This window comes from Tunturiibacter gelidiferens (genome assembly GCF_014201335.1).
GTDB classification, from domain to species: Bacteria; Acidobacteriota; Terriglobia; order Terriglobales; family Acidobacteriaceae; genus Edaphobacter; species Edaphobacter lichenicola_E.
Map to the genome: position 1 here is coordinate 75,217 of NZ_JACHEB010000017.1, position 25,938 is coordinate 101,154.

At 51.9% G+C, this 25,938-nt stretch carries 17 protein-coding genes and 2 pseudogenes; 9 read left to right on the forward strand and 10 right to left on the reverse strand.

Annotated features, from left to right (window positions below):
• The first annotated feature begins 184 nt into the window (after window positions 1-184).
• From HDF14_RS25160 to HDF14_RS25170, 3 genes are all read left to right on the forward strand, one after another.
• Entirely contained in the window at window positions 185-856 is a 672-nt protein-coding gene (locus HDF14_RS25160) for a heavy metal response regulator transcription factor (protein ID WP_183981513.1), read from the forward strand.
• On the forward strand, window positions 837-2,279 hold the full coding sequence (locus tag HDF14_RS25165) for a heavy metal sensor histidine kinase (protein ID WP_183981514.1): 1,443 nt from the start codon (window positions 837-839) through the stop codon (window positions 2,277-2,279). Before HDF14_RS25160 ends, HDF14_RS25165 begins: the two co-directional genes overlap by 20 nt.
• Before the next feature lie 660 nt (window positions 2,280-2,939).
• Entirely contained in the window at window positions 2,940-5,780 is a 2,841-nt protein-coding gene (locus tag HDF14_RS25170) for a bifunctional YncE family protein/alkaline phosphatase family protein (RefSeq protein WP_183981515.1), read from the forward strand.
• 993 nt (window positions 5,781-6,773) lie between these two features.
• On the opposite strand, the pseudogene HDF14_RS27010 reads toward HDF14_RS25170, so the two are convergent.
• The 3 genes and pseudogenes from HDF14_RS27010 to HDF14_RS25180 all read right to left on the reverse strand — a co-directional run.
• Window positions 6,774-7,097, reverse strand: a pseudogene (locus HDF14_RS27010) (transposase); the annotation flags it as partial.
• Window positions 7,098-7,601: 504 nt separating this feature from the next.
• Complete coding sequence (locus HDF14_RS25175; RefSeq protein ID WP_183981516.1) at window positions 7,602-7,862, reverse strand: hypothetical protein; 261 nt, start codon at window positions 7,860-7,862, stop codon at window positions 7,602-7,604.
• 297 nt (window positions 7,863-8,159) lie between these two features.
• Window positions 8,160-8,990, reverse strand: coding sequence for a response regulator (locus HDF14_RS25180; protein ID WP_183981517.1), 831 nt, complete (start codon window positions 8,988-8,990; stop codon window positions 8,160-8,162).
• A gap of 792 nt (window positions 8,991-9,782) precedes the next feature.
• Between HDF14_RS25180 and HDF14_RS25185 the strand changes: the two genes are divergently transcribed.
• Complete coding sequence (locus HDF14_RS25185) at window positions 9,783-10,625, forward strand: outer membrane beta-barrel protein (RefSeq protein WP_183981518.1); 843 nt, start codon at window positions 9,783-9,785, stop codon at window positions 10,623-10,625.
• A 3,044-nt stretch (window positions 10,626-13,669) separates the two neighbouring features.
• On the opposite strand, the pseudogene HDF14_RS27015 reads toward HDF14_RS25185, so the two are convergent.
• From HDF14_RS27015 to HDF14_RS25195, 3 genes and pseudogenes are all read right to left on the reverse strand, one after another.
• A pseudogene (locus HDF14_RS27015) lies at window positions 13,670-13,858 on the reverse strand (ISNCY family transposase); the annotation flags it as partial.
• Window positions 13,845-14,366, reverse strand: a complete 522-nt coding sequence (locus tag HDF14_RS25190; RefSeq protein WP_183981519.1) for a hypothetical protein — start codon at window positions 14,364-14,366, stop codon at window positions 13,845-13,847. The pseudogene HDF14_RS27015 and the gene HDF14_RS25190, both read right to left, overlap by 14 nt.
• Window positions 14,367-16,235: 1,869 nt before the next feature.
• On the reverse strand, window positions 16,236-16,544 hold the full coding sequence (locus HDF14_RS25195; RefSeq protein WP_183981520.1) for a hypothetical protein: 309 nt from the start codon (window positions 16,542-16,544) through the stop codon (window positions 16,236-16,238).
• 154 nt (window positions 16,545-16,698) lie between these two features.
• On the opposite strand from HDF14_RS25195, the gene HDF14_RS25200 reads away from it, so the two are divergent.
• Window positions 16,699-17,403 carry a Crp/Fnr family transcriptional regulator gene (locus HDF14_RS25200; protein ID WP_183981521.1) on the forward strand — a complete coding sequence of 235 codons (705 nt, stop codon included), beginning with the start codon at window positions 16,699-16,701 and terminating at the stop codon, window positions 17,401-17,403.
• A gap of 1,157 nt (window positions 17,404-18,560) precedes the next feature.
• Here HDF14_RS25200 and HDF14_RS25205 read toward each other — a convergent pair.
• The 3 genes from HDF14_RS25205 to HDF14_RS25215 form a co-directional block, all read right to left on the reverse strand.
• Window positions 18,561-18,758 (reverse strand): hypothetical protein, encoded by a 198-nt coding sequence (locus HDF14_RS25205; RefSeq protein ID WP_183981522.1) that lies wholly within the window; start codon window positions 18,756-18,758, stop codon window positions 18,561-18,563.
• A 507-nt stretch (window positions 18,759-19,265) separates the two neighbouring features.
• The gene (locus tag HDF14_RS25210; protein WP_183981523.1) at window positions 19,266-19,598 is read right to left on the reverse strand and encodes a hypothetical protein; all 333 of its coding nucleotides are present in this window, start codon (window positions 19,596-19,598) and stop codon (window positions 19,266-19,268) included.
• A 424-nt stretch (window positions 19,599-20,022) separates the two neighbouring features.
• Complete coding sequence (locus tag HDF14_RS25215; protein ID WP_183981524.1) at window positions 20,023-20,436, reverse strand: hypothetical protein; 414 nt, start codon at window positions 20,434-20,436, stop codon at window positions 20,023-20,025.
• A gap of 479 nt (window positions 20,437-20,915) precedes the next feature.
• Here HDF14_RS25215 and HDF14_RS25220 point away from each other — a divergent pair, with 479 nt between their 5' ends.
• Together HDF14_RS25220 and HDF14_RS27020 are read left to right on the forward strand one after the other, a co-directional pair.
• Window positions 20,916-21,296: a hypothetical protein gene (locus tag HDF14_RS25220; protein ID WP_183981525.1), complete on the forward strand. Its 381-nt coding sequence runs from the start codon at window positions 20,916-20,918 to the stop codon at window positions 21,294-21,296.
• 118 nt (window positions 21,297-21,414) lie between these two features.
• Window positions 21,415-21,546, forward strand: coding sequence for a hypothetical protein (locus tag HDF14_RS27020; RefSeq protein WP_260698583.1), 132 nt, complete (start codon window positions 21,415-21,417; stop codon window positions 21,544-21,546).
• 216 nt (window positions 21,547-21,762) lie between these two features.
• Here the strand turns inward: HDF14_RS27020 and HDF14_RS25225 are convergent, their stop codons facing one another.
• Entirely contained in the window at window positions 21,763-21,900 is a 138-nt protein-coding gene (locus HDF14_RS25225; protein ID WP_260698584.1) for a hypothetical protein, read from the reverse strand.
• Between the two features lie 164 nt (window positions 21,901-22,064).
• Here HDF14_RS25225 and HDF14_RS25230 point away from each other — a divergent pair, with 164 nt between their 5' ends.
• Window positions 22,065-22,721 (forward strand): ferritin-like domain-containing protein, encoded by a 657-nt coding sequence (locus tag HDF14_RS25230; protein WP_183981527.1) that lies wholly within the window; start codon window positions 22,065-22,067, stop codon window positions 22,719-22,721.
• A gap of 1,805 nt (window positions 22,722-24,526) precedes the next feature.
• On the forward strand, window positions 24,527-25,903 hold the full coding sequence (locus HDF14_RS25235) for an amino acid permease (RefSeq protein ID WP_260698585.1): 1,377 nt from the start codon (window positions 24,527-24,529) through the stop codon (window positions 25,901-25,903).
• The last annotated feature ends 35 nt before the right edge of the window (window positions 25,904-25,938 follow it).

Genomic DNA, 25,938 nt, shown 5'->3' on the forward strand with positions numbered 1-25,938 from the left:
GAGCTTCTGGGATGGTCTTGCTTGCTCATTCTCCTTATGGTTCTCTTCGCGGTCAACGCTTCTGAGAAAAGACAGTATTGGTTGGCTGATAGAGAAAGACTCATTTGCTTCTGTTCATCTCTAAAGCCCTTCGCTGTTATGGCAGCGAGATACGTCGAGTTCTACTGGTCTAAAGCCATTGCCTATGAAAATTCTGGTTGTCGAAGATGAGGTCAAAACGGCCAAGTTCCTCAAGAAAGGGCTCAATGAAGCGGGCTTCGTAGTCGATGTGGCCAGAGATGGCCTTGAAGGTCTGCACTTAGCTGAGGAAGTTCACTTCGATCTGGTCATTCTGGATGTCATGCTGCCCAGCCTGGATGGATGGCAGGTACTTGTCCAACTGCGTGAGTGGAACCGACGGTCCCTTGTCCTGTTGTTGACCGCACGAGACTCGATACGGGAGCGCGTGCATGGATTGGAACTCGGCGCCGACGATTATCTGGTAAAGCCGTTTGCCTTCTCAGAATTGCTTGCGCGCGTACGCTCTCTGCTGCGCCGCGGGCCGGTTCGGACTCAGGAAAACATCCGCATGGCAGACCTTGAAATCGATCTTTTACGCCAGCGCGCGACAAGAGCCGGGCAGCGGTTGGATTTGACTTCCAAGGAGTTCCTTCTCCTGACATTGCTGGCCCGGAGGTCAGGCGAGGTACTGTCCCGTACTTTGATAGCAGAAGCAGTCTGGGATATGAATTTCGACAGCGACACGAATGTGGTGGACGTGAACGTTAGGCGGCTGCGCGCGAAAGTGGATGAACCATTTCCGCTGAAGCTAATCCATACCATACGGGGTGCGGGCTATGTCATGGAATGTGACTAAAGATCTCTCGTTAACTGGACGGTGGTGGGGCACTCTGGCCTTCCGGTTGACGGCGGGGTATGCGATCTCAGGCCTGCTCACAGTGTTCTTTGCTACCGCGAGTCTGTATGTTGTGCTGGTCTCAGAACTGGAGCGAAGCACTGACTTGTTCATTGCGGATAAGATCAATGTGCTTCGCACAATGCTGAGGGACCGGCCAAACGACGTAGACGCGCTTCGGGAAGAGGTCGAACTGGAATCAGCGGCGCGGCGCTATGAACAGTTTTATATTCGCTTGCTAGACGAAAAAGAAAATCAGTTGATGGCGACACCGAAAATGGCGGAAGAACTGGACCTACCGCAGTTCATTCTGCTTGCCCATAAGCGCTCGGACCACGCCATTGCTATGAAAGGGCTGGGAGGACAGGCTTTTCGCGTAACGAGTGTAGAAGTTCCCGTGAGTTTATCCCCGGCTCATATGGACACCATCCAGATAGCGGTAGATGTCTCCCAGGAAGAAGTATTGCTGGCACACTATCAACGTTGGTTTGGAGCAATTATGTTGGGCGCGTTTGTGATCTTCCCGGTGGCGGGATACCAGATCGCGCGCCGTGGCATTGGTCCCGTGGAAGCGATGGCGACTACGGCCCGGCATATTAGCTCTACCAATTTGCGCGAGCGCATTCTAGCGGAAGGGTACCCCGTAGAGTTGGCTTCACTGGCTGACACCTTCAATAAAATGCTGGATCGTTTGGAAGAGTCCTTCGAACGGATTTCGAGATTTTCCGGCGATATCGCCCATGACTTGCGTACGCCGGTAAATAACATTCGCGGCGAGGCGGAGGTGGCTCTGGCTCGGGCCCGAACGGTCGATGAGTACCGCGATGTGGTTGAGTCCTGCCTGGAAGAGGCGGTGCGTTTGTCCGACCTCATCGGCGCCCTCCTGTTCCTAGCCCGCGCTGAAAGCCCGTTGGCCCATCCGCATCGTGTGTCGGTTGATGTTGGCGAACTGCTTGGCGGAATGCGGGAATATTACGAAGCTTCAGCTGTGGAGAGCGGCATTACGCTCACCACGGTTTCAACTGACGGACCGATATTTGCCAAGCTCGATCGCACACTCATACAGCGGGCCCTGGGAAATCTAATTGCAAATGCAGTCGCTCATACTCCTCCGGGCGGCGCGGTAGAACTGAGAACTGATGCAGACGCTACAACTATCCGCATCGAAGTCTCCGACACTGGGGAGGGCATTCCCCAAGACGCACTGCCGAAGGTATTCGATCGCTTTTATCGCGTCGATAAATCACGGTCTCAGGCGTCGGGAGGCATCGGCCTCGGGCTGTCGATTGTACAAAGCATCTCCGTGCTCCACGGAGGCCGCGTGGACATTGCCAGTGAACCCGGTCATGGCACATGCGTGACGCTGCACATACCTGCCATATAGCGGGTTCAAATGGACTGTCGCAAAACGGTAATTTTGATCAGAGTGGTTTCTCCGGTACGGGTTGGTTGGTGCTGATAGAAGAGAATCTTGCTTTTCACCGTTAGGACGGTTGCAAATTATTTCAAGCGTTTCGACCGACGTTATCAATCAGGCTGAGCGCCCGTGTGTGCGACGGCGGGCGTCTTACCAGTCCTGGCTTTGCAGGAATAGATCAAGTGACGAGTTTTGTACTATCGGAAATTCCCTGGAGTTGCATGACATCGCTGTTAAGGCTGTATCAAAACACGTCCTCGATGTTCTTTAGGGGTCCATGAGTTGTTATCGTCGATTCTTCCGAAGCACATCATCAACTCAATGTCTGCGAGCTTTTACTCTACCTATCTGCTTTGGAGATTGCGGAATAGCGATAGGGCTGAAATGAGATTGCTAACTGAGTCGCGCGTTGACTGGCCAGCGCTGGGCAAGATTACAGATCTGTAATCTCGCCGTCATGCTGCTGTGCGGCACTCCCTTCTACCTTGGCTTCTATACACAGTTCAGAGGTCCGCTGCATGATTCGTAACGGCAGTGTGCAGCTGGCTGCTGATTCTACTTACAACCCCAAACGTCACAGGCGCCGATTCTGGTTACGTGATGAAAGCTCTAGGAGAAGAACGGTATATGCCCCGAAAGACGTCTCGAAACTCCCCCACAACCAGTTCTCGGTTCGACCTGCGTCCGCTCGCCGGTCTGGTAGCGTCAGTGCTGAGCGCCTCAACGCTCTTTGGTCAATCCCAACAGTTTCCGACTTACTCCACTGGTCCGCAATCGAATGGATCGTGGGTGGTAAGCAGTGGCCAGATAGTCACGCCGGCCGGGAAGCAAGTCGATCTCGGCATTAGGGTCCGCGCGAAAGCAATCGCGTTGAATCCGAATAAGAAGAATCATACCGCTGCCGTGCTCACCATGGGAGCATCACAGGCTGTTGAAGTCATCGACATCAAAACCGGCGATGTGCTGCAGAACTATATTCCATTCGGACGTGATTCTAGCGGCAGCTACAGTGGCATTACATATTCGCCAGACGGCAAGTATCTCGTTTTCAGCCAGGACAGCAGCAACGTTACGATTGCCAATGTTTCTAAAGAAGGTCTGCTGGAGGACAACGCCCAAGTTAAAGTGCCAGCGAACAGTTCCTTCATCGACTGCTTTGCGAACAGCCCTGCTGGCGATGGAGTTCCGTGCGGTACGTTCTGGACTGCCGGGACCTCCTATCCTGGAGGGGTCGCAGTCTCCCTGGACAGCAAGACCGCTTATGCCTTGCTGAACCAGAACAATACTCTCACCAAGATCGACCTGACCGCAGCGACCCCAACGCAGGGTGAACAGATCCGCGTCGGCAACGCTCCGCACAGCATCGTGATCTCAAGCGACGGAAGCACCGCCTACATCAGTAACGAGGGCGGACGGGCCGCTACCGACGGTGACTTTCAGATTTACTCGGCCGGTACCGAAGTTGTCGCTGACCCGCAGGTGGGTGCTTCAATTACTGGTACTGTTTCCGTGGTCAATCTGAAGAAGATGAAGGTGAGCGCTACGATCCAAACCGGTCTGCACCCGACTGGAATGGCGTTTTATGGAAATAACCTGCTGGTCTCCAATACCTATAGCGACACCATTTCGGTTATCGATATGGACACCAATCAAGTGGACCGCACGATCGATCTCGGGCTACCAATCAAACTGCCCGGTAGAAAGGACTCGATCTATGGAGCCGCTCCGAACTCGATCGCGGTCGATGCTAAGAACGGCATTGCGTATGTTGCGCTCTACAATGCCAATGCGATCGGAGTGATCAACCTTGCCCGCGGCGTCAATCCCGTCATGGGAATGATTCCAGTAGCTTATGCGCCAAGTTCCGTGGTACTGGACGAAGCGCAGAAGGTGCTCGTTGTTGCTAATGACAAGGGCATCGGTGCTCGCAATTCGTTCGAGACCGACTTTGGAGTTACCGACTACAACACTCACCAGGACAACGGTACCGTCAGCATCGTTCCCGTACCGAATGATCAGAAACTGGAGACGATGACGAAGAAGGTCTTCGAGAACAACCACTGGGATCTGACCGAAAACATCAAGGCAGCTTCTGGTGGCAGCCAGGATGCCACGCCAAAGGCTATCCCGAACAAGATCGGCGATCCTTCGCTCATCAAGCACGTCTTCCTGATTATCCGTGAGAACCGCACTTATGATCAGATTCTGGGTGACGTAGCCGCAGGCGATGGCGATCATACGCTGGCAGTATTTGGCGGCAAAGATACGCCGAACGTGCATGCACTGGTGAAGCGCTTCCCGCTCTTCGATAACTTCTATGACCCCAGTCGGCAGTCGGCCGATGGTCATCAGTGGATTACCGAGGGCATGGCGCCTTACTCTGACGATATTCAATCACCGGACTGGGTCCGCAGCTATCCGGGCGGCGGCGCCGGCGATGCACTTGCATACCAGAACAAGGGCTTCCTGTTCTCCGAAGCAGCGGCCAAAGGTTTGCCTGTAAAGATCTTCGGTGAGTACGTCGAGAACGATACATACAAGCAGCCGAATGGATCAACCAGCGAACCAAGCTGGACCCAGTTCTACGCTGACTCACAAAAATTCGAAGCTGGACTCGAGAAAACGCTGTACTACGGCAACTCGATCCAGGCGTACTCCTCCCTTCCGGCTGTAGCGGACCATCTGGTCACAAACTTCCCACTCTTTGATCTGGGCATTCCCGATCAGTTTCGCGTAGACGTGTGGCTGCAAGACTTCAAGAAGGACGAGGCTGCCGGTACTGTACCAGCGCTAAGCATTCTCTGGGTCATGTGCGACCACACCGGTGGTCCGCCAACTGCTGATGCTGAACAGGCCGATAACGATCTGGCAGTCGGACGCATTGTTGACTACGTTAGCCACAGCAAGGTGTGGGAGTCGTCAGCGATCTTTGTCGAAGAGGACGACGCGCAGAACGGCGTGGATCACGTCGACGGCCACCGCAGCCCCGGTTACGTCATTAGCCCTTACACGATACAGAATGGTCCCACCGATCACACCTACTACACGCAGGTCAACATGACCCGCACTATCGAGCAAATCCTAGGCCTGCCGCCCATGAACCAGTTCGACCTCGTGGCGTCACCAATGAGGACTGCCTTTGTTGAAGGCCAGGCTTCGCCCGAGAACTTCAAACCCTGGACTCACGAGCCGAACCAGGTTCCGCTGAACCAGGGCGTTACAACGAGTACAGCGAGCAATATAACGGACAGCACCTCGGTCAAGGCGCTAAGGGCAGCTTGGATGAAAAAGAAAGCTCAAATCTTCGCTGGGAAGCTAACCAAGCCCGATGCCGAAGATCCGGACACGGTCAATCACTTGAACTGGTATCAGTCCACCGGTTTTATGCGGCCCTACCCCGGTGAGAAGACCGTCCGTTCACCAAGTGACTTCAAGAAAGGGGCACCTACCACTGCTGACTTGGACTAAAAACCTGCTGTAATCCCTGGCCCTCTCCCAAAATGATCGGGAAGAGGACCAGGGGTTACGCATGAAAGAACGGGCTGAGTTTGGGATTGGGTTTTTGGAACATGCAGCTCGCCAACCGTTTAGATGTTTGTTCTGAGAGATAGATGGATAGGATTGAGTTTGCATCCAGTACCGTTTCCTATGGGGATTCTATGTTCGAGTTTTCAAGCCTTGGGAACATTACCAACTGTGCTTCCGCGGAAGCCGTGCGGAGGGGATAGAACCCGGGATGGGGACCTCACTGTTCAACTAGATCGGCCTACAAAGTTTTTCTACCTTCATGGGTTTGCCCCAGGGCCAAAATATCACCGGGGAGAGCGAAACCCTAGATCACTTTTAGTAGCGGCGACCTTCGGTCTGGCGGCATCATTGAGGCCACAAACGGGCCTCCTAATCTCGGATGTTGATTTCCTAGAAGACCCACACGTTGCGGCAGCTTCCGCACCAAGCTTCTGTAGATTGTTGCATCCGAGACAATCCAACTACCAGTAAGGTAGATCCACCGGAGAGGATTGCGGCGGTCGCCTTTCCGCTGCTAATTCCTCTTTTTTCGGTTACTTTCCTCGTTCTCGTTGAACCCCTGTAACTACAGTATGGGCAGGTCATCGCGATGTTCAACGCGCCGTGATTACATGTCTCGGAATAGAGCTGTGCGGTGTACGCTTTCGCCCGTCGATCAATAGTCGCTTTCGTTCGCAGGACATAGACCTGAAGATCGTGGGGAGCCACCGACCCTCTTTTTTTCTTTCCTGCCACAGCGAGGTTAAATCCGGACTTTTGATGGATAACCAAAGCGACAGAAAGCAGGGTCAGAATTGAGAGCAGGAATAGCATGGTGGAACTCGCGAGTGACACAGCCGGGTGAAGCGTAGGTGGCGTACTACCTGTAAATGAATAGGCGGGTTGTCTCCTTCGATCCGCTTGCAATTGCTTTCTGGAAGAGTTCTCGTGCATGCGAAATTCGCTCAGCACGGTATGGTCAAAGCCGGAGTCAGTCAGTTCCAGGCCATGCGCGTATTTCCAGTCAATCCGCACCCGCTGCCTGACAATCCGAAAGCGCTTCCATGAACTACAGCACTGTAACCAAGGTCAAGCGCCCAGGAGAGCCTCAGCCGGTTGACCCCGACGGGGAAACAAAGCGGCAAACTGTTTATCCTGGTACATGCGGCCCCGCGCATCTCCCAAGCGCAGGCATACACACCCTTTCGGAAACGCAGCCCGAGCTACGCGGCGCGGCTGGTCTGGAACCCTGAACTCCTCTTGCGGTCGAAGCGACATGACAAAATCTTGAAGAGTTCCGCCTCCGATTTCACTCTCGGAATGATCGACGTACCAGCACCATTAACCAGAATTCTGAAGTCGCCACCAGTGTCAATGTGGGGTTTACCCCAATTAGCAGAGTGGATGGAAGAGCAAACAACAAGTGGTTGACTGATACGTTGAGAATCCTGAGCGCGCCCAGCCGAAGTGTGCGCTGCAATGAAGCCTGGACAGCTTTATCGCCGAACCAAAAGGTCAATCCGACTGGATTGTCATGCACCGAAAAACTAATTTCAGTGAACTCTGGGCTCAATTAGATGTGTTGCTGAAGAGCGCCAGCACTTAAAGTTTCGCAGTTGCAAGACTAGGCAGGAAAGTTATGCAAGATACGTTCTGGAGAGTACGCATCATCAAATACTCCTCAAACGTCTAGAGGATGAGTTTCCGCTGCTGCATCCGCAGCAGTGGTCGTCTGTCAGCCATCCTTGTGGATTCGTTAGGCCGTCCATGGACAAGAGAGCGCTAAACCTTGTGAGCTCGCTGCGCCAATACTTCAGTATTGGGATCAGAAGTTGATGTTTCGGGATTGCGAAGAGTCCCCGGCGGTACTGCATCGGAATACCGGCGGCTTTGGAATTCTGCTGAAGGCTGATCGGCAGACATTTTAGCCCGGCGTTCAAGGATGAATTTTTTTGTCCTAAGTTCATCGACAACTTGATAAATCCCGATGGCGACAATTGAAATGGTTGGAATGGAAAAGATGAAATATGTACCATGATTCATGGTGAGACGCTCCCGACCTGCTCTGCTGGATGCCAACTTTCATCAGCAACACGGTTAAGTACTCACTCACAATGACATAGTTACTTTGTGATAAGTACCCCCCGTTTGGGTCACGGAAACGGCCCGAATCATCTGGGACATGGATTTCAGTGGTTTAATTGTTGTTGTTTATTACTGATAGAAATAGCTTTTATTAAAAGCAGCGCCCTTAACTAATAGAAACACTGGCTCGTAACTAGAAATCCTGGGACGGATTTTGACCGCTGATGCCTACAGGCGTGATCAAGAAGTCTATACTCAAGCAGGCAACGAATCACTAACCGACTCTGCGATATAGGCCTTCATCGCTTGGCTGAGTTGTGAATCGATCTCATCCGCAATGCTCATCACCCCTACTAACACCACACTGAAATCGATACTGGCTAGATTTCTTTGCAATGTATCAAAGATCGTGATTTGTAACATGCGCGACTCTTCTACCATCATTGCAGCCGTATAACCTTGCTTGCGCCGTGCGATGCCGTGCTGAGTGGCTGCTGGCGATAACATCTCCCTGCGGCCAATCGGTCTGGAAGATACGAGGCGCGCTGTCAGATCGCGAAATACCTGGGGAAGATGAGCGCAACGCTGTTCGCGGCTTAGCGGGACTGCCATCACAATATCGTCGGTTTCGACAAGCTCAAACCATTCTTGAATAGCTATTTCGGTTGAGCGTTCGATAATTGCTGCCACAGTCTCCACAGTGCGAACGGCAGGAGTGCCGGTTGCCAATCTTTGCTCGATGGCCGCAACTATCGCCGTGACATCCATAGGCTTCACCATGATCTGATCGGCCTGTAACAAGATGGCTTGGGCGGCGGCGTCCATCTCCGGAAAGGCACTCAACAACATGGTGATAGCTCTTGGATTCGCGTGGCGCATCGCACTCACGACGGTAAGCCCATCTCCTGCTCCCGGCATGTGCAGGTCGCTGAGAAGCACGTCATACGTTTCTGAGCTTATGAGCCTCAAAGCCTCAGAAACACTTGAGACATTTGTTACAGCGAATCCGCGATCTTTCAGCAGTGCGTCCATGGTTAGGCGTGCAAGTTCATCGTCATCAACCAGCAGAATCTTGATAAAGGCCATCACATCTCCACTCAGCACTCTAAGAATGCCTCAGCCGAACTACGGCCAGTATATGCTTATGTAAGCTAGCCGACACAGGCAATTTAAATTAATTTATTGAGGCCCGGCATGACCCGCCCCAAACAGGTCATAGGTATATTGTCTACAAATAAGAGGTCCCAGATGCTGAGAGCGATGGACTGCCGATATTTACCTGTTCATAGGCGACAGTAGCTACAACTACGTTATTTCTGCAACCGATAGGTAGAACATATGTAAGTAGTGTGCTAGTCTCCCCTCACGTATTGGACTTTATATGGCTCTGGATTACCGGAGTTGAATGAAAGGTTATCGAACGCAGTAGTTACGCTTCGCAGTACTATCCACGTTATTGTCCATGCTGGCACTTCCAGCTTTACCGATGCGATACGGTAACAATCCTCTCCCACAGAAAAGCTTCTTCTTCATGCAAAATCTTTGGGCAAATTTTTGCCGAAGACTAACACTTTGTCTGGCCCAAGCGGACAGCATCGCTCGCTGGTCGGAATTTAAGCCGGTAAATCTTCAGAATGTTAGGGAGGTTACATCCACCCCACTGTAAACGAATACATTGCGTAGGCCCGATTCCCCGACCTGCAAGACAACGGGGATTATCTATAGGAAGACGATGAAGTCGGCTGGTGTTTTCACAGACGATGGCACAAACCCGGCAGAGACAAGAAAGAGGTCTTTGCCCAAGGACTAGGGATCATTCCCTATCCCTACAACCCTCATTTCCGCTGCTCACAGTCTGATAGCTGGAGATTTTATCAAATGGCACAACACAAGAGCGTCACAGCCGAATACATTGCTGAGTTGAATACCGGCTTCCAAACAAAAGCTAAACGAGTTGAAGAGCCTGGACTGGATTGGCCAAAAGTTCAGAAACGATTGGTTACCGGAACCTTTCCATATAAGACTGCTTTGGATCGGGTGGAGCAAGGTTGGACTCATGATGAAATCGAGACAGAGCTAAGGATAAGAACAGGGTTTGAGGCTGGCCACCCTCTTCCGCTGCCCAGGGTTATAGCGCCTCAGAACAGCTTAGGCATAACCAATTCTTTAGGAGGCTCCCTGTTGAAGCGGCATACTTTCATCTGCTGTATCGCCTGTGTCCTCAGTCTGGCAACGTGGTCGCATGCTCAAGCAGTCCCAACAGCCACCAGTACAAGTCAGATACAGATCGGTGCCGCTGGAACATTCATCAACTCTGACTATAGTAAAAATCAGAAGGGCTTCTCGATATACGGCGACTTCGATTTTTTCCATAACGTCGGGATTGAAGGTGATATACATTTTGCACTTATCACTCCGGCCGACATCAGCGAAAATTCCTACCTTCTAGGACCGCGGTACAGCTGGCACTACAAGCGTTTCCATCCATACGCCAAGGCACTTTTTGGTATCGGCCGCTTCGGATTTCAGCAAGGCTATTTCCCGTCGGCTTCTACTTCTACTCACGGGCAGTTTGCTCTTGGTGGCGGACTGGACTTCAAAGTATCGCGTCATATCAACGTTCGTGCATTCGATGTCGAGTTTGAGAGGTGGCCCAATTTTCCGCCAAATGGACTTACCCCGATTGTCTACAACTTCGGCGTCGCTTATGTCTTGCGCTAATCGGTCACACTAATCACAGCGGCTGACAGATGCCTTTCGAGGGTCGACCCTGTCTATCTATATCGGTGCTCATCTCTTTATTCGTTCTTACGGTTTGTCCGAAAGATGACTCACCGCCAAATTCATCTACGATGGTTGTGCCGGCGCGCCCATCTCCCTAATTTATCTTCGCTGTTGTTCGCTATACAATCCCATGCATGAGCATGCATTTCTGCAACCAAGGAAGGCTTAAGCCCACCCACTATGTGGTGACCTGCAAGAAGTGCGCCAGAGATGTGCCTTGCGTGCGGCGGCATCCTGCGCGGTGAAAAGAGAGCGCTTAGAACCCAGTAACGTCCATTTGGAATTTCCTCCAAGGCGGCCAGAACTGGCAGGGGTGGAAGCAGAGAGACGGACAGGTCCTGTCCTCCGCCATGCCTGTATAAACCTGTATAAAAGCGCGGCTCCGCAATTCTTCACTACACGCAAGTCAAGGTGATGACTATCGATTCCGCCGCATCGCCCCGGCTCGTCGTAGATGAGCACGTCGCCGTATTCGAGATCAGCAGATGCGGTTGACGTACCATTGGCTTGTTGTTGAATTAGGGAAGTCTGACAATCCTCGGTGAGAGTGATCGGCGAGGCCGATGGGACCACAATAGGATTCCGCTGTCCTCTCGAGCGTAAGAGTTGCGGCTACGTGGATTGCTTTGTGTGCGCAACAGAGGAGACCGAATAAGAGAAGACTCAGCGTGGCCCTGTTAACAATCTGCCTAGAATACGGATCTGGCGGAATTGAGTCATACGCGCTTCTTGAGCAAGTAAGAACGTAGTTGACGTGGTTAGATGCCGCTAAAAGCAGGGTGTGAATTGTTAATGGTGAAGGCTTGAGCTGCAGAAGTCTACTAGTTAATTCTAAGATTTTTTCCTAATTTAGTTTTTTCAAACACCGCTAATGGGATAAGCTCCTTCAGCTGGTCGGCAGTGTACACAACGGTAGTGAGATCCGAATAGGACACGCCGATCGTGTCTTCGTCGAGAAGTTTAGTTTCAATGATCGTCAACGGTATCTTAGCCGACATTGCAATCCTCATTCCTACGCGTTCGGTGCAAAAGAAATCCTACACATTCGATGCAAAAGAAATCTATGCGAGCAAGGAAATTTGCTGCGGAGGACGGGAATAGGTTAACGTTAAATGCCCAAAATGGGCAAAGACATTTGAAGTTGTTCGACAGTGATCAAGTTTCGCATCCGGCGATTCAAGGCTATCTTGTGTCTGATGTGGTGTGAAAACCCTCTGCCTAACTCATTGACTCTCATCAGAAATGCTTCGATCTTGGATATTCGATTACACCAGGCAAGACTCACTGCCATCTTTGCGCAGCCCGAACAACTCCACCCCTGGCCGTCGCGCGCACCGGGAACCTTGACTATTGCAAATTCGATTGCTGAAATCATCGATCGCCGGGGGGCTGGAGAGCAACCTGTGTTTCGAGATAGCTTTGTCACGTGGCTAGCCCATTGGTCCTTGGCGCCCCCACGGTAAGGATTGGTGTTGGTTGAAAGCAATACAAGATCGGTAAGCATCCGTGGCGGAGAGAACCTCCGCCACGGCGTCCGCTGCGGGTGTTGCAGTTATGAGACGAATGTCGTCTTCTCATGTTTGAGAAACACTTAATCAGAAGCTCGACACTGAAGGTTCCGATCTATCATCCAGTTCGTAAGATGCGGCGTCGGCGGCAAGCTTAGGCGGGGGGTCTACGTCGGTCTGATCTTGGTACCTTAGTCTTCTGCGCGCGGAGATGTCGGATATCTGCCGGTATTTGCTAAGTCCGTGCAAGCGGAGCACAGGAGCGACGGAATAGTCTCTTGTGGACATGGAGTCCTCCTCGTGGTTAATGAGTTATCTGTACATTCTTCTCGCCCTCTAGATAGAAAAAACGGGGCTTCAATGGACTGGTCAGTTGGATAGGGAGAGAAATACCTGACAATCGAATGTCGAAGTACTAGATTATCACTAACAAATACTTAGGATGACAACCTGGTTCAACCACCATCAGTCGCTACAACGTGCGAGTGGATTTCTTCGGCCGCCCCGACGCCCTCATTTTCCTTTCCTTTGATGTCTTATATTGTCTTCTGCTATCTATTCTTGATAGAGAGCGTCACATATCCAGAGGTTCCGTGCATGCACTCTTCAGTCGAACTCTTGAGACAGAAATCCGAGTCTGCCAGGATTGACGCCAATGAGGCTCACGCCCGAATTCCGGAGGTTCGCAAATCCAAATTGCGTAATGACGTTCGGTTTGCACTGCGTGCCGTCGAGCGAATGTTCTTAGAGAACGTAGACTTGCTCGAAAACGATATCAAGAATCAACAGTAGTATTCCCACTCGAGATGACGCCATAAACAACAGAAAAGCCGTGCTGTCTCGGAAGGTTGAGAGCAGCAGGGCTGTTGTTCTTTAGGCCGAACCGCATTTGAATCACACGTAGGCCAGGAGATTGTCTACATGCTCAAAGACTCGACCCTAAAGCCGGACCGGGAAGCTTTTCGCCCAGACCGCCGCAGATAGTGCGCGATTAGTTGCCTGACAAAGTTTCGACCTGATTCATCGGTCAAGAATCCACCCAAGGACTTAACATGACAGAACTGAATAGGACCTCACCAACTGGCGCACGTAGCACCCCCTCTCACAGGGATTTTTGCGCCACGTAGTCCTGGCCGTAGATCTGCCGAACTCGCTTCTGGTATCCGAGCTTCTGACTGTTCGTGTGCACAACTCGGTAGAGGTGTGAGATCTTGCATTACTTTGGCTATGGCGAGCGCCTTTCCGAGGCGCTTATTTTCGAACGTTTCGGATAGGGGTACCTTCTCGATGTGTTTCGGCCCATAGACCTTTCGAACTCGTTTTTGATAGCCGCCCTTCTGACTGTTGGTCTTCACCTTCGGCGGAAAGTACGTGTCTCGCTGTGCCTTGATAACGGCAAGAGCGTGGCCCAGGCGCTTGTTCTCGACGATCGCTGTGTGACTGTCCTCTGATCTTTACTGAAGACGCGGTAGGGAACCAGCGGTGATCGCTGCCGTCGATCTGGACCAGCTCACCAAAGTGTTCACGCCTCAATCGTGGCTGGTGGAAAGTCTTCCTTTGCTTGCGCGAAAGCCATAGACCGTCTGCCATCAGCCATCGACGAAGCGTCTCACGTCCGATGGTGATCGAATGCTTCTCCTTAAGGGTTTCAGTCGCGAGGGTATCCGCCCTTGTCGCTGTTGGTTTTCACTTTGGCTTCGAAGCGGACGGCCTGTTGAGCCTTAACGAGTGCGAGCGCGTGGCCGAGACGCTTGTTCTCCGCGATTGCGATGTGGCTGACACGCTGGTCCTTGCTGCAGATGTGGTAGGGAAGGATGTGCCCATTCCACCGGACTTCAAGAGGCCTGTCCGCGAAGTCGAACACGTCGACGTACTCTCCGGCTAGTCCCTTTGCCACTTCGGTCTTCTCAAGAATGACCTGCTTCCTGTCGTAGTGGAATGTGAGCTGCGCTCCAATATGCCGCTTCTCCTGGTGACAGAGGATGTCCTCCAGTCGCCTTGCCGTGTTGGGAACCGGGCGATGGAGATCGCCATCATTCGTCGGCGGGACAGCGAAGCGCTCATTGAAGCGTTGCATAAACGCAGACAGGAGGTCATTGGCTGCTTCTATGTCGCTGATGTCAGCTAGACGTAGCTCCTTCACCAAGCGGTCCTGCGGTGTTCGATTCACGCGCTCCACTCGTCCTTTGGCTTGGCTGGAGTTCGTTGAAACTGTGGCTTAATGCCCCATTCGGCTCGATCAACGGCGCGAAGGGCATCGCTAAGAGCGTAGCGAACGTCGGGCACTATGGAAACCGCGATTACGAAATTAAGGTCACGAGCGATTCAGAACTAGAGTACATTCTGAGCCTAATCAAGCAGGTAATAGCTAAACAATAGAGCCTTACAGTGTCGAGCCATATTGAAACAACTTAACACAGAGGGTTTCTCAAAGCAACCAGCGGCCACGGACCCCGGTAAACGGAGGACTTATAGCTCTGCGCGTGACCACCTGAGCTTAATTACGTACCTGAAGTGCTATTTGACGCACCGATAGTTATGAATTAAAAATAATATAATAAAACTAAATAGCTATTGACAAAGTCGACTTATCCCCCATTTCGCACACTCTTCTTAAGAAGAGGTAGTGCAATACCAAGAAGAGTTGAAGATGAGGACATCTCCTCCTGCAAGTCGACGCTGCACTCAAATGCCGGAAAGTGCGAAAGTGCGCATGCTCGGGTCATAAATGTTGTTAGATCGCGTTGGAAGTGGTCGCAAACGAGGATGAATCGGAAGTCTTGATTCAAGCTCTAAACGACAAGATGGACAAACTGGAAGGGAGAATCACGATCTTCTCTTCAAGTATTTCAGACGTGGAAACCGGCGAACCAGAGAACGCCGCTGAGATTGCGGACGCGGGAATCTTGGTCAAACCCGCATGAACACTACCGATCTGGATCACTCGCGCTTCTGGCGTAGCCTTGCGCCAAAACTGACTCCGGTCTCTCCGACGTAGTGGATGAGATATCCGTTCTGCAGGGGGCACAGTAGAAAGATAGGCACAGCGAGTATGTCGCCGCTATGTACCACGTCTATTCCCCAGCGGAGTTCGCACGCGGGGAGAAGGTGGGCAGAATGATGACACCAAGAGTGAAGCCTGGCAGCGTGGTTGGGCGGAGTCTCAGGAATAGATTCTAATACGCTCGCTGATCATGGCCAAATCCCGTCAATCGTCCCCCCGGCCAGAATCATCGTCGATACCCCAGGTGGGAGATAAAGTAATTCCGGAGCGCTCTGAATCTATGCGGGTGGTCACTCACGTCAGTTCCAATGGAAAGGAAGTTAACCTCAATCTGCCTGGAACAAACCTCGCCCGCTTCCGGGTGCGATCTGACACATTGAAGTTTGTCGATAAAGCGCCACGGGCTAGCAAGCCCGTGGCTGAGAGTCTCAACCCAAGCTGAACGCCGGCGAAGTTCTTGAGCGCATCGGCACCGTACAGCGAGAGAACCTTCAGCGGCTCGACGACGACATTGCCGGTGCTGTTGCAAAAAACGATACATGAAATGCGATGATGGAGTCCGTGAGCAGGTCGATTCCGGATGAGAGGCAAAAAGGATGAGTGGTGATTTCAAATGGCGGCATTTTGTGGGCGAGATTACTAAAGAACGCAGAGCCAATCGATTGACTCTAAGACATCGCCCATAGACCTGTCCTTACAGGCGAATACGCGGAAGCCTCAGCCTTCCCGACCCTAGGAAAGACTAAGACCCTTTGGGGCTTGCTCAACACAATAAGCAAGAAACCACCAGCTTCTGGTACCCTCTCTGAACCATGGTCAAAGCCCGCTAGTCCAAAGGTCAGGAGGCTAACATCACTCCCATGAATGAACCGAGAGTATGCTCCATCAACAAAGAAACGGGGCTTCCGAACGACCAGTCCGACAGGGACCCTAGAAACGCTGGCGCTCTCCTTGCAGCTGAATGCGGGAACCCCGCTCACTTCAAGGTAATTGCTGCCGGGACAGATAGCGTCGTATACGCCTGCTTCAAGCACGTCACGGAACTGCACAATATGGGATTCGAGGTAACTGAGCTAGAGAATTGATCTTGATATTGTGGGCATAAGTTGAAAGAGTCTTATCGGCAATGATCGCCTTGCGAATCTTGGCAGCCGTCATCCGGTCAGACTGGGCATTCGCCTGATTATCGGCAGTTTGTGTCTGACTCTTTTTCTGATTCGAGTTGTCCGGTGCCGTTTTGCGCAGTTCCGGTTCGAATGTAGGTTGAAACGCGTTGATGCTATTGGTGCGGCAGCAAAGCGCTACCGCTGCAGAGGCAAGTGGGGAATTACGAAGAAGCGTCATGAAAACCTCAAGGGCCCGGTGAAATCCGACGAGGAGAAGAAAAGATTGCCGCCATGACGGCAACATTGTCTCGGCGAACAAGGTAACTAAATGAGCCCCGGCTGAATATGTTGCCTATGCGACATACCTGCTAGAGTCCTCGCAGGGGTGCTACATGAATCCTTCGGTTTTCAAGAACAAATTACTAGGCGCACTTGACCCCGAAATAATCTCCCGACTTCAACTCAGGCCGCTGAAACTGCCAATTGGTCAGGAGATTGAGAACCCGGGTCAAGCCATCGACAACGTGATCTTCATCGAGGAAGGCATCGGCTCGATGACCACCACCTTCGAGGACAGCTTTCAGGTCGAAGTCGGACTATTCGGTTATGAGTCCGTCATGGGTGGCTCAGCTCTGATTGGAACGAAGCTCAGCCTCAATAAGGTGTACATGCAGATGGGTGGTCATGGCTTCTCCTGCCGAACTGAATTGGCAGTGGCAGAGTACTCTCGCTTTGGCCGTTTCCATGATGTTGTCCTTCGTTACCAGCAGGCGTTGCTGATCCAGGCATGTCAGTCGGTAGGTTGTATCGCCCATCATGTAGTCGCTCAACGTCTTTCGCGGTGGCTGCTATTGTGCGCTGATCGGTCGGAGTCCACTGTTCTCCAACTAACCCATCAATACCTCGGGGATATGCTGGGCACCAATCGGTCTACGGTCAGCTCGGCAGCCGCGCAATTGCAAAGCGAGAATCTTATTGAATACTCCAGAGGTAAGGTCACTATTACCGACCGTAGCGGGCTAGAGGCACGGTCGTGCGAATGCTACGGGGTCGTCAGAGATCATCTCAACAATTATTTGGAAGTTCAGCAGAATTGAAAGCGCTGGTAATACGGGCAAATGTGTTGAGGACAACAGAGTTATGTCTTGCACTAGACGCATCACCCTCATGAGCGTAGTGTTTTCCCACAGCCTACCGTACATGCGTGGGCATTCCGCCTCAGCCTTGGCTCCCTCCAGAGGGAAGCTATGCGTACGATTCTCGCCATTGGACAGGATGAGAAGCTTTTATACACAAGGTCTGCTTACTGCGCAAATGCAATGCAGGAGTCATCACGGCACGACCATCTGGAGCGATAGAGATTCTCAAAGCAGGTTGCTTCGACCTTGTCGTTCTGTGCCACACATTGAGTACGGAATATATGAAAAAGCTTGTGTTATTAGCTCACCAGCAAGCGAGCGATGTTCAAGTGCTCGAAGTTCTGAGAGCTTCAGAACCGAACTGGGAACGCGCGCGCTCAGGTGCGGACGATATGTCACCGTCAAATCCCGCGAGACTGGTAGCAAAGGTTATCGAGATGTGTGCGCCAGTCCGCACACAATGAAAGCTAGTGTGAATTCCGTACCCGGATAAGGTGCTCCAATGGGTTGAGATGGCGGACGGCCAGTCCAAACCGAATGGAATCCACACTCCAAAGTGAGCGCCTTCCGCTGCCGACCACATCAGCGAAAAGCGAAATTGAGAATTAACGTTAGGAGCTACTTACGTGGACAAACGACTTTCGTAGTAAACCCTGCTGAAGACACCAAGAGTGGGGCTTGGCCGGGGTTGGGCTGAGGCGCAGGAGTATCCGAAGAGCAGGGTGAAACCATGACCCAAATCGTGCTTACGTGCGTGAAGTGTGGAAAGTCTGAGAGAGTAGAAGACACTGCCGAGAACAAAAGGGATAGGAAGTGCAAGGCGTGTGGCGAATCAATGGTTGTAAAGAGGCCCCCTAGTAACACCAAGACCTCCTAAAGTCGCAAGCCTACTGGAGAATCACCATGGCTGATCCAAATCACATTGAATCGATGGATCAAATTCACTCGTCTGAACAGGATACAGACGCGTTGGAGAACAAGATTAACGAGTCAGATGAGTCAACAACCGCTCCCGATGATTACGCCGCTATGAGACATGAGCAGGAGCGCCTTCGGCAAGTAATCCTCCAACGCAAGTCTGAAATAGAGCGGAACAATTGGTCCGATCTAAAGGGCTAGATTTGGGTGGTTGGTGATCCCTCATCCTTCTGTTCAGAAATGGGGTCGGCCAAAAACAATAGTGAGTAGAGCATCGCGTCTGGGTAGAAGGCGCTCTTTCCATCCGCAAAGAAGATGAATAGGCCACCGTGCATCCTATCCAGCGCAACTATGCTCGTGGGTGCTGGGGCATTCATCAGGGTTATGAGTGTCATGATGGCGCAACGGTTGTTTCGTTATTCATCATGTCGGGTGGCAGACTGTTGCATTCCTGTTTTCCTTCCTGTGGGTTGGTGCTTGTCACCAAACGTGATCTTCACCTTCGCTGCGTAGGGTTAGGCAATTACCGGGATCGTCAAGCTTTGACTCTGCAACGTAGCTCGCCATTGTCTGAGCGAGTTGCGAGTCTACCTCGTCTGCTATCGCCATTACTCCCACCAAGACCAGACTGAAGTGTTGACATTCGCAGCAACGACGACTTGAAAGCCACTATTTTCAAGAATCTCACCAAGCGTGTCGCGGATAGTTTCGTCATCATCAACCAACAGTATCTTCGGAGTAGCCAATATCTCGGAGTAGCCAATATCTCATTGTCTACGATAGAGTGCTCTATTTCCCTATGGGCCACTGCTCACCGGGGGGCATACTCTATTCCCTCTTTCGTTTAGACGCAGATAGTTCAACTTCAGTTGAGTCTTTTGAGTATTATGAGACTTGATCGCTTACGCTTTGATCTCGGACGACTTGGCGGGAGCAGCTTTCTTAAGGAGTGCTTTCTTAGCAGGAACCGACTTCACAGCTGCCTTCTTCACTGCCTTCTTAGCTGCCCTTTTCGATTTCGCCCAACGTAGTTTCTGTGCCGCTGCTATTCGCGCTTTACCCTCTGCGCTCATTACACGCTTGGTTGGTTCGGCCGCAACCGTCTTGACAACAGACTGCGTTCCCCTAGGACGGCCAGGAGATCTCTTAGTTGCGGTTCCTGACAATATCGCTTTAGCCTGTTCCAAACGCGAAATCCGTGAATCAATTTCTTGAATAATGCTTGCTGTGTCCAATGGACACCTCCATGTTGAGATTACCCTCGTGCGGTAAGGAATCACCGAAGCGTGTTACGCATGCTCACTTCGACGCAGAGGAACCCCATCCAATGCAGATTGTGCAAAGGATGGGGCGTTGTTGCTCCTAGCTATGATGGTAGTGATGGTAGTGATGGTAATGATGTCTGTAGTGGTGGTGAGGCTGATTGTGTCCCACTCTGACAACGACCTGTGCTGATGCTGTGGGTGCGGCTGCGGCGAAATACATTACAACTAGTACGAGTCCTAAATAGCAACTCTTCAAAACACTCATGACAATCTCCTGGTATTTCCCTGCTATGAGTGATTATGCGGTCGCGTTTGCGTTTCCAAACGCAGCTGTTCAAGACTTTAGTTGTACGCCGTTGCCAATCCGATTCGGCGGTTTCATGCCTCGATTTGCTTAGGTCTTTTCAGCTGACCAGCTGATCAGCATGCGCGTCGATGTGAAGGATGCCGTAAATGCATTAAAGGCATTCAGGAAGTTCAGCGTTTTTGGGGGGTCAGAAAAGTGGAACTCTTCCCAAAATCCGTTTTGGCTCTTCAAAGTGACAAGCCCATATTGCGTGATAGGGATCTTGTGGTTATCGGCGTTACGCTTGTCTCGACTTCCGTCTTTGTTGGCCCTTGTCCATGTCAGACCAATAACCTTTGAATCGGGAGGGACACCATCTTCCTCGTGGAACGGAAGCAATGTGGCGGTGCCTGTCACATCGTGGTATTCGATGACCGAAAAGGCCTCTCTCTCGACCCTGTACAGAATGAAGCCCGGATAAAGGTAAAAGTCACCACCCTTCGCGTTTTGAAGATGTGGCACCGTCTGCTCCAACTAAACCAGTTCGCAGTTTGGAGATTGTAAACTTGACGCTCTGACGTGTGACCCTCACTGTTGCATTAACTCTGGTGGACGCAGTCTGGCTACTTCGTAGTGGATTAAGCAGCGATAGTGAAGACATCGAACACCTTGTTGATGAAACGGACTTCGTCCTTCACGTGCGGCTTGCACGTCAGGCAATGGCTTCGTGATATGTAATTTTGTGACGGTCTGCATACGCTGTAGGATCGCGGCTAAGATCGAACGCGAACCTTCGATCGAAGCGCCTCGTTGGACTTGTTTTAGTTCTGCTGCTAGGCTGTGCGGTCTACGTCTGCGGACAGCTTGGACCCCGTTGTAGGGGCCTAGCTACACCGTAACTATTATGGGTGTGCCCTACTTAAGTGGTAGTTCACTATCGCGCTAGGCGCATAGTATGGCCCTATCACGACTAACATTGCAGAAAGATATTGGAGATGTTGATGGAAACTCAGCCCGATGTACTACGGATAGAACGCGACGAATTGACGTTGTTGGAGTTGCTACCACGGGAGCATGCAGATCGCACTGAACGCGGCGCCTCGTATGCGATGTGGAAAGCGGAGGAGGGAAAATCCCTCAATCCATGTGCTCGGCAAGCGAAATTGCGAGCTGAGTGGCAGGCCCTCATCGACAGGGGAGTCGGGTACAACGCAAACGGAGCTCCACTCTCGGCTGAAGCAACTTTATATGACGCTGCGAACAAGACGGATGCTCAAAAGATTCGGGAGTGTCTCATAGCGCATTCTCTCAATTGTCCCCAATGTGCTGTCTTTCCGATGCCGGTGCCCGAAACGGCTGATGAGCGGCGAAAGTCGTACTAGCCTGACATGGACGGGCGCGTCAGAGTTATAGCGCCTGATATCTAGGAGACCTGTTCTTGGAATGCCCGGCTTGATTTGTACCAGTGAGTAAGAGCGACACTGAACAAGGAGAGCAAAGATGTCCCGAGGCAAGAGGTATCAACCGGAGCAGGTAGTGATCGCTGCCATCAATCTGGACCAGCTCGCCAAAGCGCTCCCGCCTCAGCCTCGGCTGATGGAAGGTCTTCCGCTGCTTGCGCGACAGCCATAGACCGTCTGCCATGAGCCATCGCCGGAGCGTCTCGCGACCGATGGTGATCGAATGTTTCTCTTGAAGAATTTCAGTCGCGAGAGTAGGGCCGAAGTCTGCGTACTTCGTTCGCACCAGCTCGACCGCGTACTCCCGGATGCCGGCGCTCAACTGGCGATTGGAAGCTCTGCCACGAGCCTGGTGAATCAGCGCACCAGCGCCGCCTGCCTCATATCGCTACATGAGGCGGAATGTCTGCCGCACCCCCAGATCCAGCACCGACGCCGCCGAAACCGCCGTCCGCTTACCGGCCCTAACTTCCGCCAACATCTGTAGCCGCTTCACGTCCCGCTCGCTCATCGAAATCAGTCCCATCCCGTTAGTGTCATTCCTAATGGGCGGAACCATGACATTTCTAACGAGCTTCTACAACGCCACTATACGTAAGATACGTTATAATACGTATAATCAATAACTTACAGCACATACCTAAAGTAGCATGTTTGTGTAATTACAACGGTTTGGTGGGTCCAGTGGTTATGGATCCGAATCTTGCGGGACCTGGCGGTACGGCTACGCACGTGGAGCCGACCGGTAACTTGGGCAACGTTGAATACTTTCGCGCTGCATTGAGCGAAGAGATTCAGCATGCCAACCTACTCCGTTCTCTGATTGGGAAGACGTCTCCAACGACTGATCCGATCCAGACGTTTTATCTTCCGACGGGAACGTTCGATACGCTTTCTGCCTTCATAAGTGTTTTGAATACCCTGGAGAATACTTTCATTGCGGCTTACCTTATGGCCACGATCGAGTTTGCGCAGATGGCGTCGGATACGAGAGGTGGTCTGGTTATTGAGCGCGATGCTAGCGGGGGTGCATATACGGCGCGGGACTTGGAGTACTTTGCGCAGGTGGCTGCCTCGATCATGGGAGTGGAGGCGGAACATCGTGTGTTGGGCAGGGTTGTGATGAACCAGAATCCCGCTAATAACACGAACTACGAACGTACGGATTTACTGACAACAGTCTACAACGGGAAGAGGTCTGCCGTAGCTGTGCTGACGCCGTTTTTGTCGCCTGGAGCTGGGCTGACTGCGTATTCGTTGCAGACGGCGCTGACCAATGCACCAAGCGTTTACTTGAATGTTCCTGGGGGCCCACCAAAGCCGCCTTCTTACCCGGCGGGACACTGATAGGTCAGTCGATCGAATGCAATCCACGATTTCCATAGCGCGGGTGCCGGTCCACGCTCTGCGAATCGTTTCGCTCAGTCTGTATATGCAGCCTGTGGGGAAGCGCAGTCGGTACGGATGTGGTGTGACGTGCGCAGGCGCAGACTCCTCGCCGCATCACCTGTAGCGATAGATGTACCTTTCGGTTGGTCTAAGAAGCGTCAGAAGCATGGCCCGCGCCGACCAATGATTTCGCTTTTCCCATATCGAAGCCCTTGTGGCAGTCCGCAATCTCTTCATTGGACTTCTCTTCGAGTAAGAAGGGCTCGCGTTTCTAACCAAGTTGATCCCAATTCCTTCTTCAGGTGCCCGAGTTTACCGGCATGTTCCATCGCCATAGTCCGGCCATGTAACCAGACCTCGTGCGCGTCCTTCAGCTTAACTTCGCCGCGCTCTGCAGCTTCACAGCCTAGCTGCTGAAAATTTTCGTGAATCTGCCCTGCAATCTTCCCCTCCAATTCAGGCGGATTCCAGCTCGTAGTCTCTCGTTTTTTCCGGAGACAACCCCGGTCACAACGGGGTTGCTTACACTCGCTCTTTTCATCATTTAAACTCATTGCACTGGTCGCAGCCTTCGCTGTTTGCTTCAGCAAGCGATACTGAGACAATCAACAGCCTGTCGAAACCCGCAAAAGTGACGACGTGCCCAGAAGTCTCCTCCTCGAACGGTTGACGACTAGCTCGAATAGGCTGATTCGTGAGCAGGTAGTTCTCTCTGACGGCTAATTTCCATAGAACATCCTTGTGTTGGACAAGAATCGGATTGTGGTGCGCTTTCGCATCGAACGCAAATTCAGTAAGGATCCGATTGAAGGTATGAACGGCGCAAGAGTCTACGCTCCCGGAAGCCAGAGATGGAACAAGAGCGCAGATCGAGATCGGCGACTTTCACTTTAATCCGGGCCAACACGCCGCCATACACACTCGCTGCTGCCGCTATCGGAAGCGTTCGGAAGCGACCTCGGTCAACGATTTCTCCGCCCTGGTTGAGGGTGCAGTTAAGGCTCCAGACGTCGCCAAGGTCGATGCCGATCGTTATCTCAACCTTCAGCGATGAGGTGTTGCGCTGGCTTATTCATCGGAAACAGTCTGCTCCTCCTTCTTGAGACCTGCTCATCCCATTTCTCGATACCGACTACGGCTGGCCTTTGGTTGACTAATATTGAGGATATTTTCAGGTTGCAAATTAATAATTCCATTACGCCGCAAATCTCGACAAATTGTTCGTAATTGCGGATACTTTTGACTATTTCTTGGCAGCAGAATGATCGCACGTACTGCGCTCGATGGGGCAGTGCCAGCCAAACCTACGGGCGAACAATTCATCCATCTTGATGACGCACTGAACAACACTAAGCCCTTCACATCTGGGTGTTTTGACGTGAATGACTAGACGCTTAACATTGCGGACAGACATCTCCTCGGACTTGTCAATTTGGCAACCGCCTGTTGCCAAATTCAACTCAGAGCCCTCCTTTTATTCAGCGGAAGAAATGACGGCAAGCAACTTCCGCGCAGCAAAGTTAAAAAGTGTGGAAGTGGGAACAGTCGGAAATTCCGGCGTCGGCAATTCGATCCCGTCACAACCTTTCCATGACGGTTTACGCCCCGGTCGCGTATTGGTTATGCAATGCAATGTGATCCCTGCGCAGCGCGGGTCTGAGAGTCCGATAGCCAAACTCTAAAAGCATGGAATAACTGTGCGCTTTGCGTGTTATGCATTCGGGTGAAATTCTGCCTTCATTTTTTAGCATAGGCAGGTGTTTATGATTCGCACAGAACCATCCACTAAGAGCACATCGCGCAGCCTTAAGAATCGCCATCTACAGCTTATGGCACTTGGAGGTGCCATCGGGGCGGGTTTCTTTCTGGGCGCTGGTAGCGCGATCAGACAGGCTGGGCCGGCACTTCTCATCGCCTATCTATTAGCGGGTGTGATGGTTTATTTCGTCATGCGCGCTCTTGGCGAGTTGACACTTGCTCATCCTTCACCCGGATCGTTTGCTGCCTATACGACCCGCTTCGTCGCCCCCTTGGCCGGATTCATTACCGGATGGTCATACTGGTTGGCTTTCTTGCTCGTGGGCATAGCCGAGATAACAGGTATCGGGCTTCTTGTGCATAATTGGTATCCCGGCATCCCACAATGGGTTCCCACTATGTGCGCCACACTAGCGCTCTATCTGGTCAACATGTGTACGGTAAAGTCTTTCGGTGAGTCGGAGTATTGGCTCTCGATGATTAAAGTCGTCACGCTCGTCGCGGTGCTTGTGTGTGGTATAGCCATTTTAGTTTTCAATTTTGGTGCAATAGACACATCTGCGCATGTGGCAAATCTCTGGCAATACGGAGGAATCCTGCCTAAAGGTTTCTCGGGACTGCTGGCCACATTGCCGCTCGTCATCTTCTCCTTTGGGGGAACTGAAGTCATCGGACTTGCGGCCGCGGAAACCGACCAGCCGGAGCACGCTCTGCCGCGAGCCATCAACGGTATTTTCTTCAGAATCTTATTGTTTTACGTTGGCACGCTCACCATCGTCATGATGCTCTACCCCTGGAACAGCATTGATCCAAAAGAAAGTCCCTTTGTGCTGCTCCTGAAGCAGACCGGCTTTTCCTATGCTGCAGGAACTGTAGTGTTGGTAGCCATCAGCGCATTCTTCTCGTCAACGAACACCATTCTCTTTGGAAGCAGCCGCCTTCTTTACGCTCTGGCTTCCTTCGGTGACGCGCCCGCACAATTAAAGAAACTGAATAAGCGCCATGTCCCCTATCTATCAGTAACACTTTCCGGAGCTGTTTTGCTGCTTGGAGTTTTGTTGAACTATTTCATCCCGGATAGGATTTTTGGCTACTTACTTTCGGCAGCTGCCTGGATCGCACTTTGGATGTGGACTTCGATCATGCTCAGCCATTTCGGCTATTGGAGAACGAGCTCCAAAGACTCGCGGGCGCAGATCAAATTTCGGCTCCCAGGGGCGCCCTTCACAAATTGGATCGTCATACTTGCCATTGGAGTGATCGCCCTGCTGATCGCAATTAATGGCACGTCACGGATCACCTTCTACATCATCGCGTCATGGTTAGTCATATTGGTCGCCGCATACTACGCGAGGAATTCGCAGCAGCCGTTGCGAGACTGATACGTTCTCGATGCCATCTGCGAATTACCTGACCA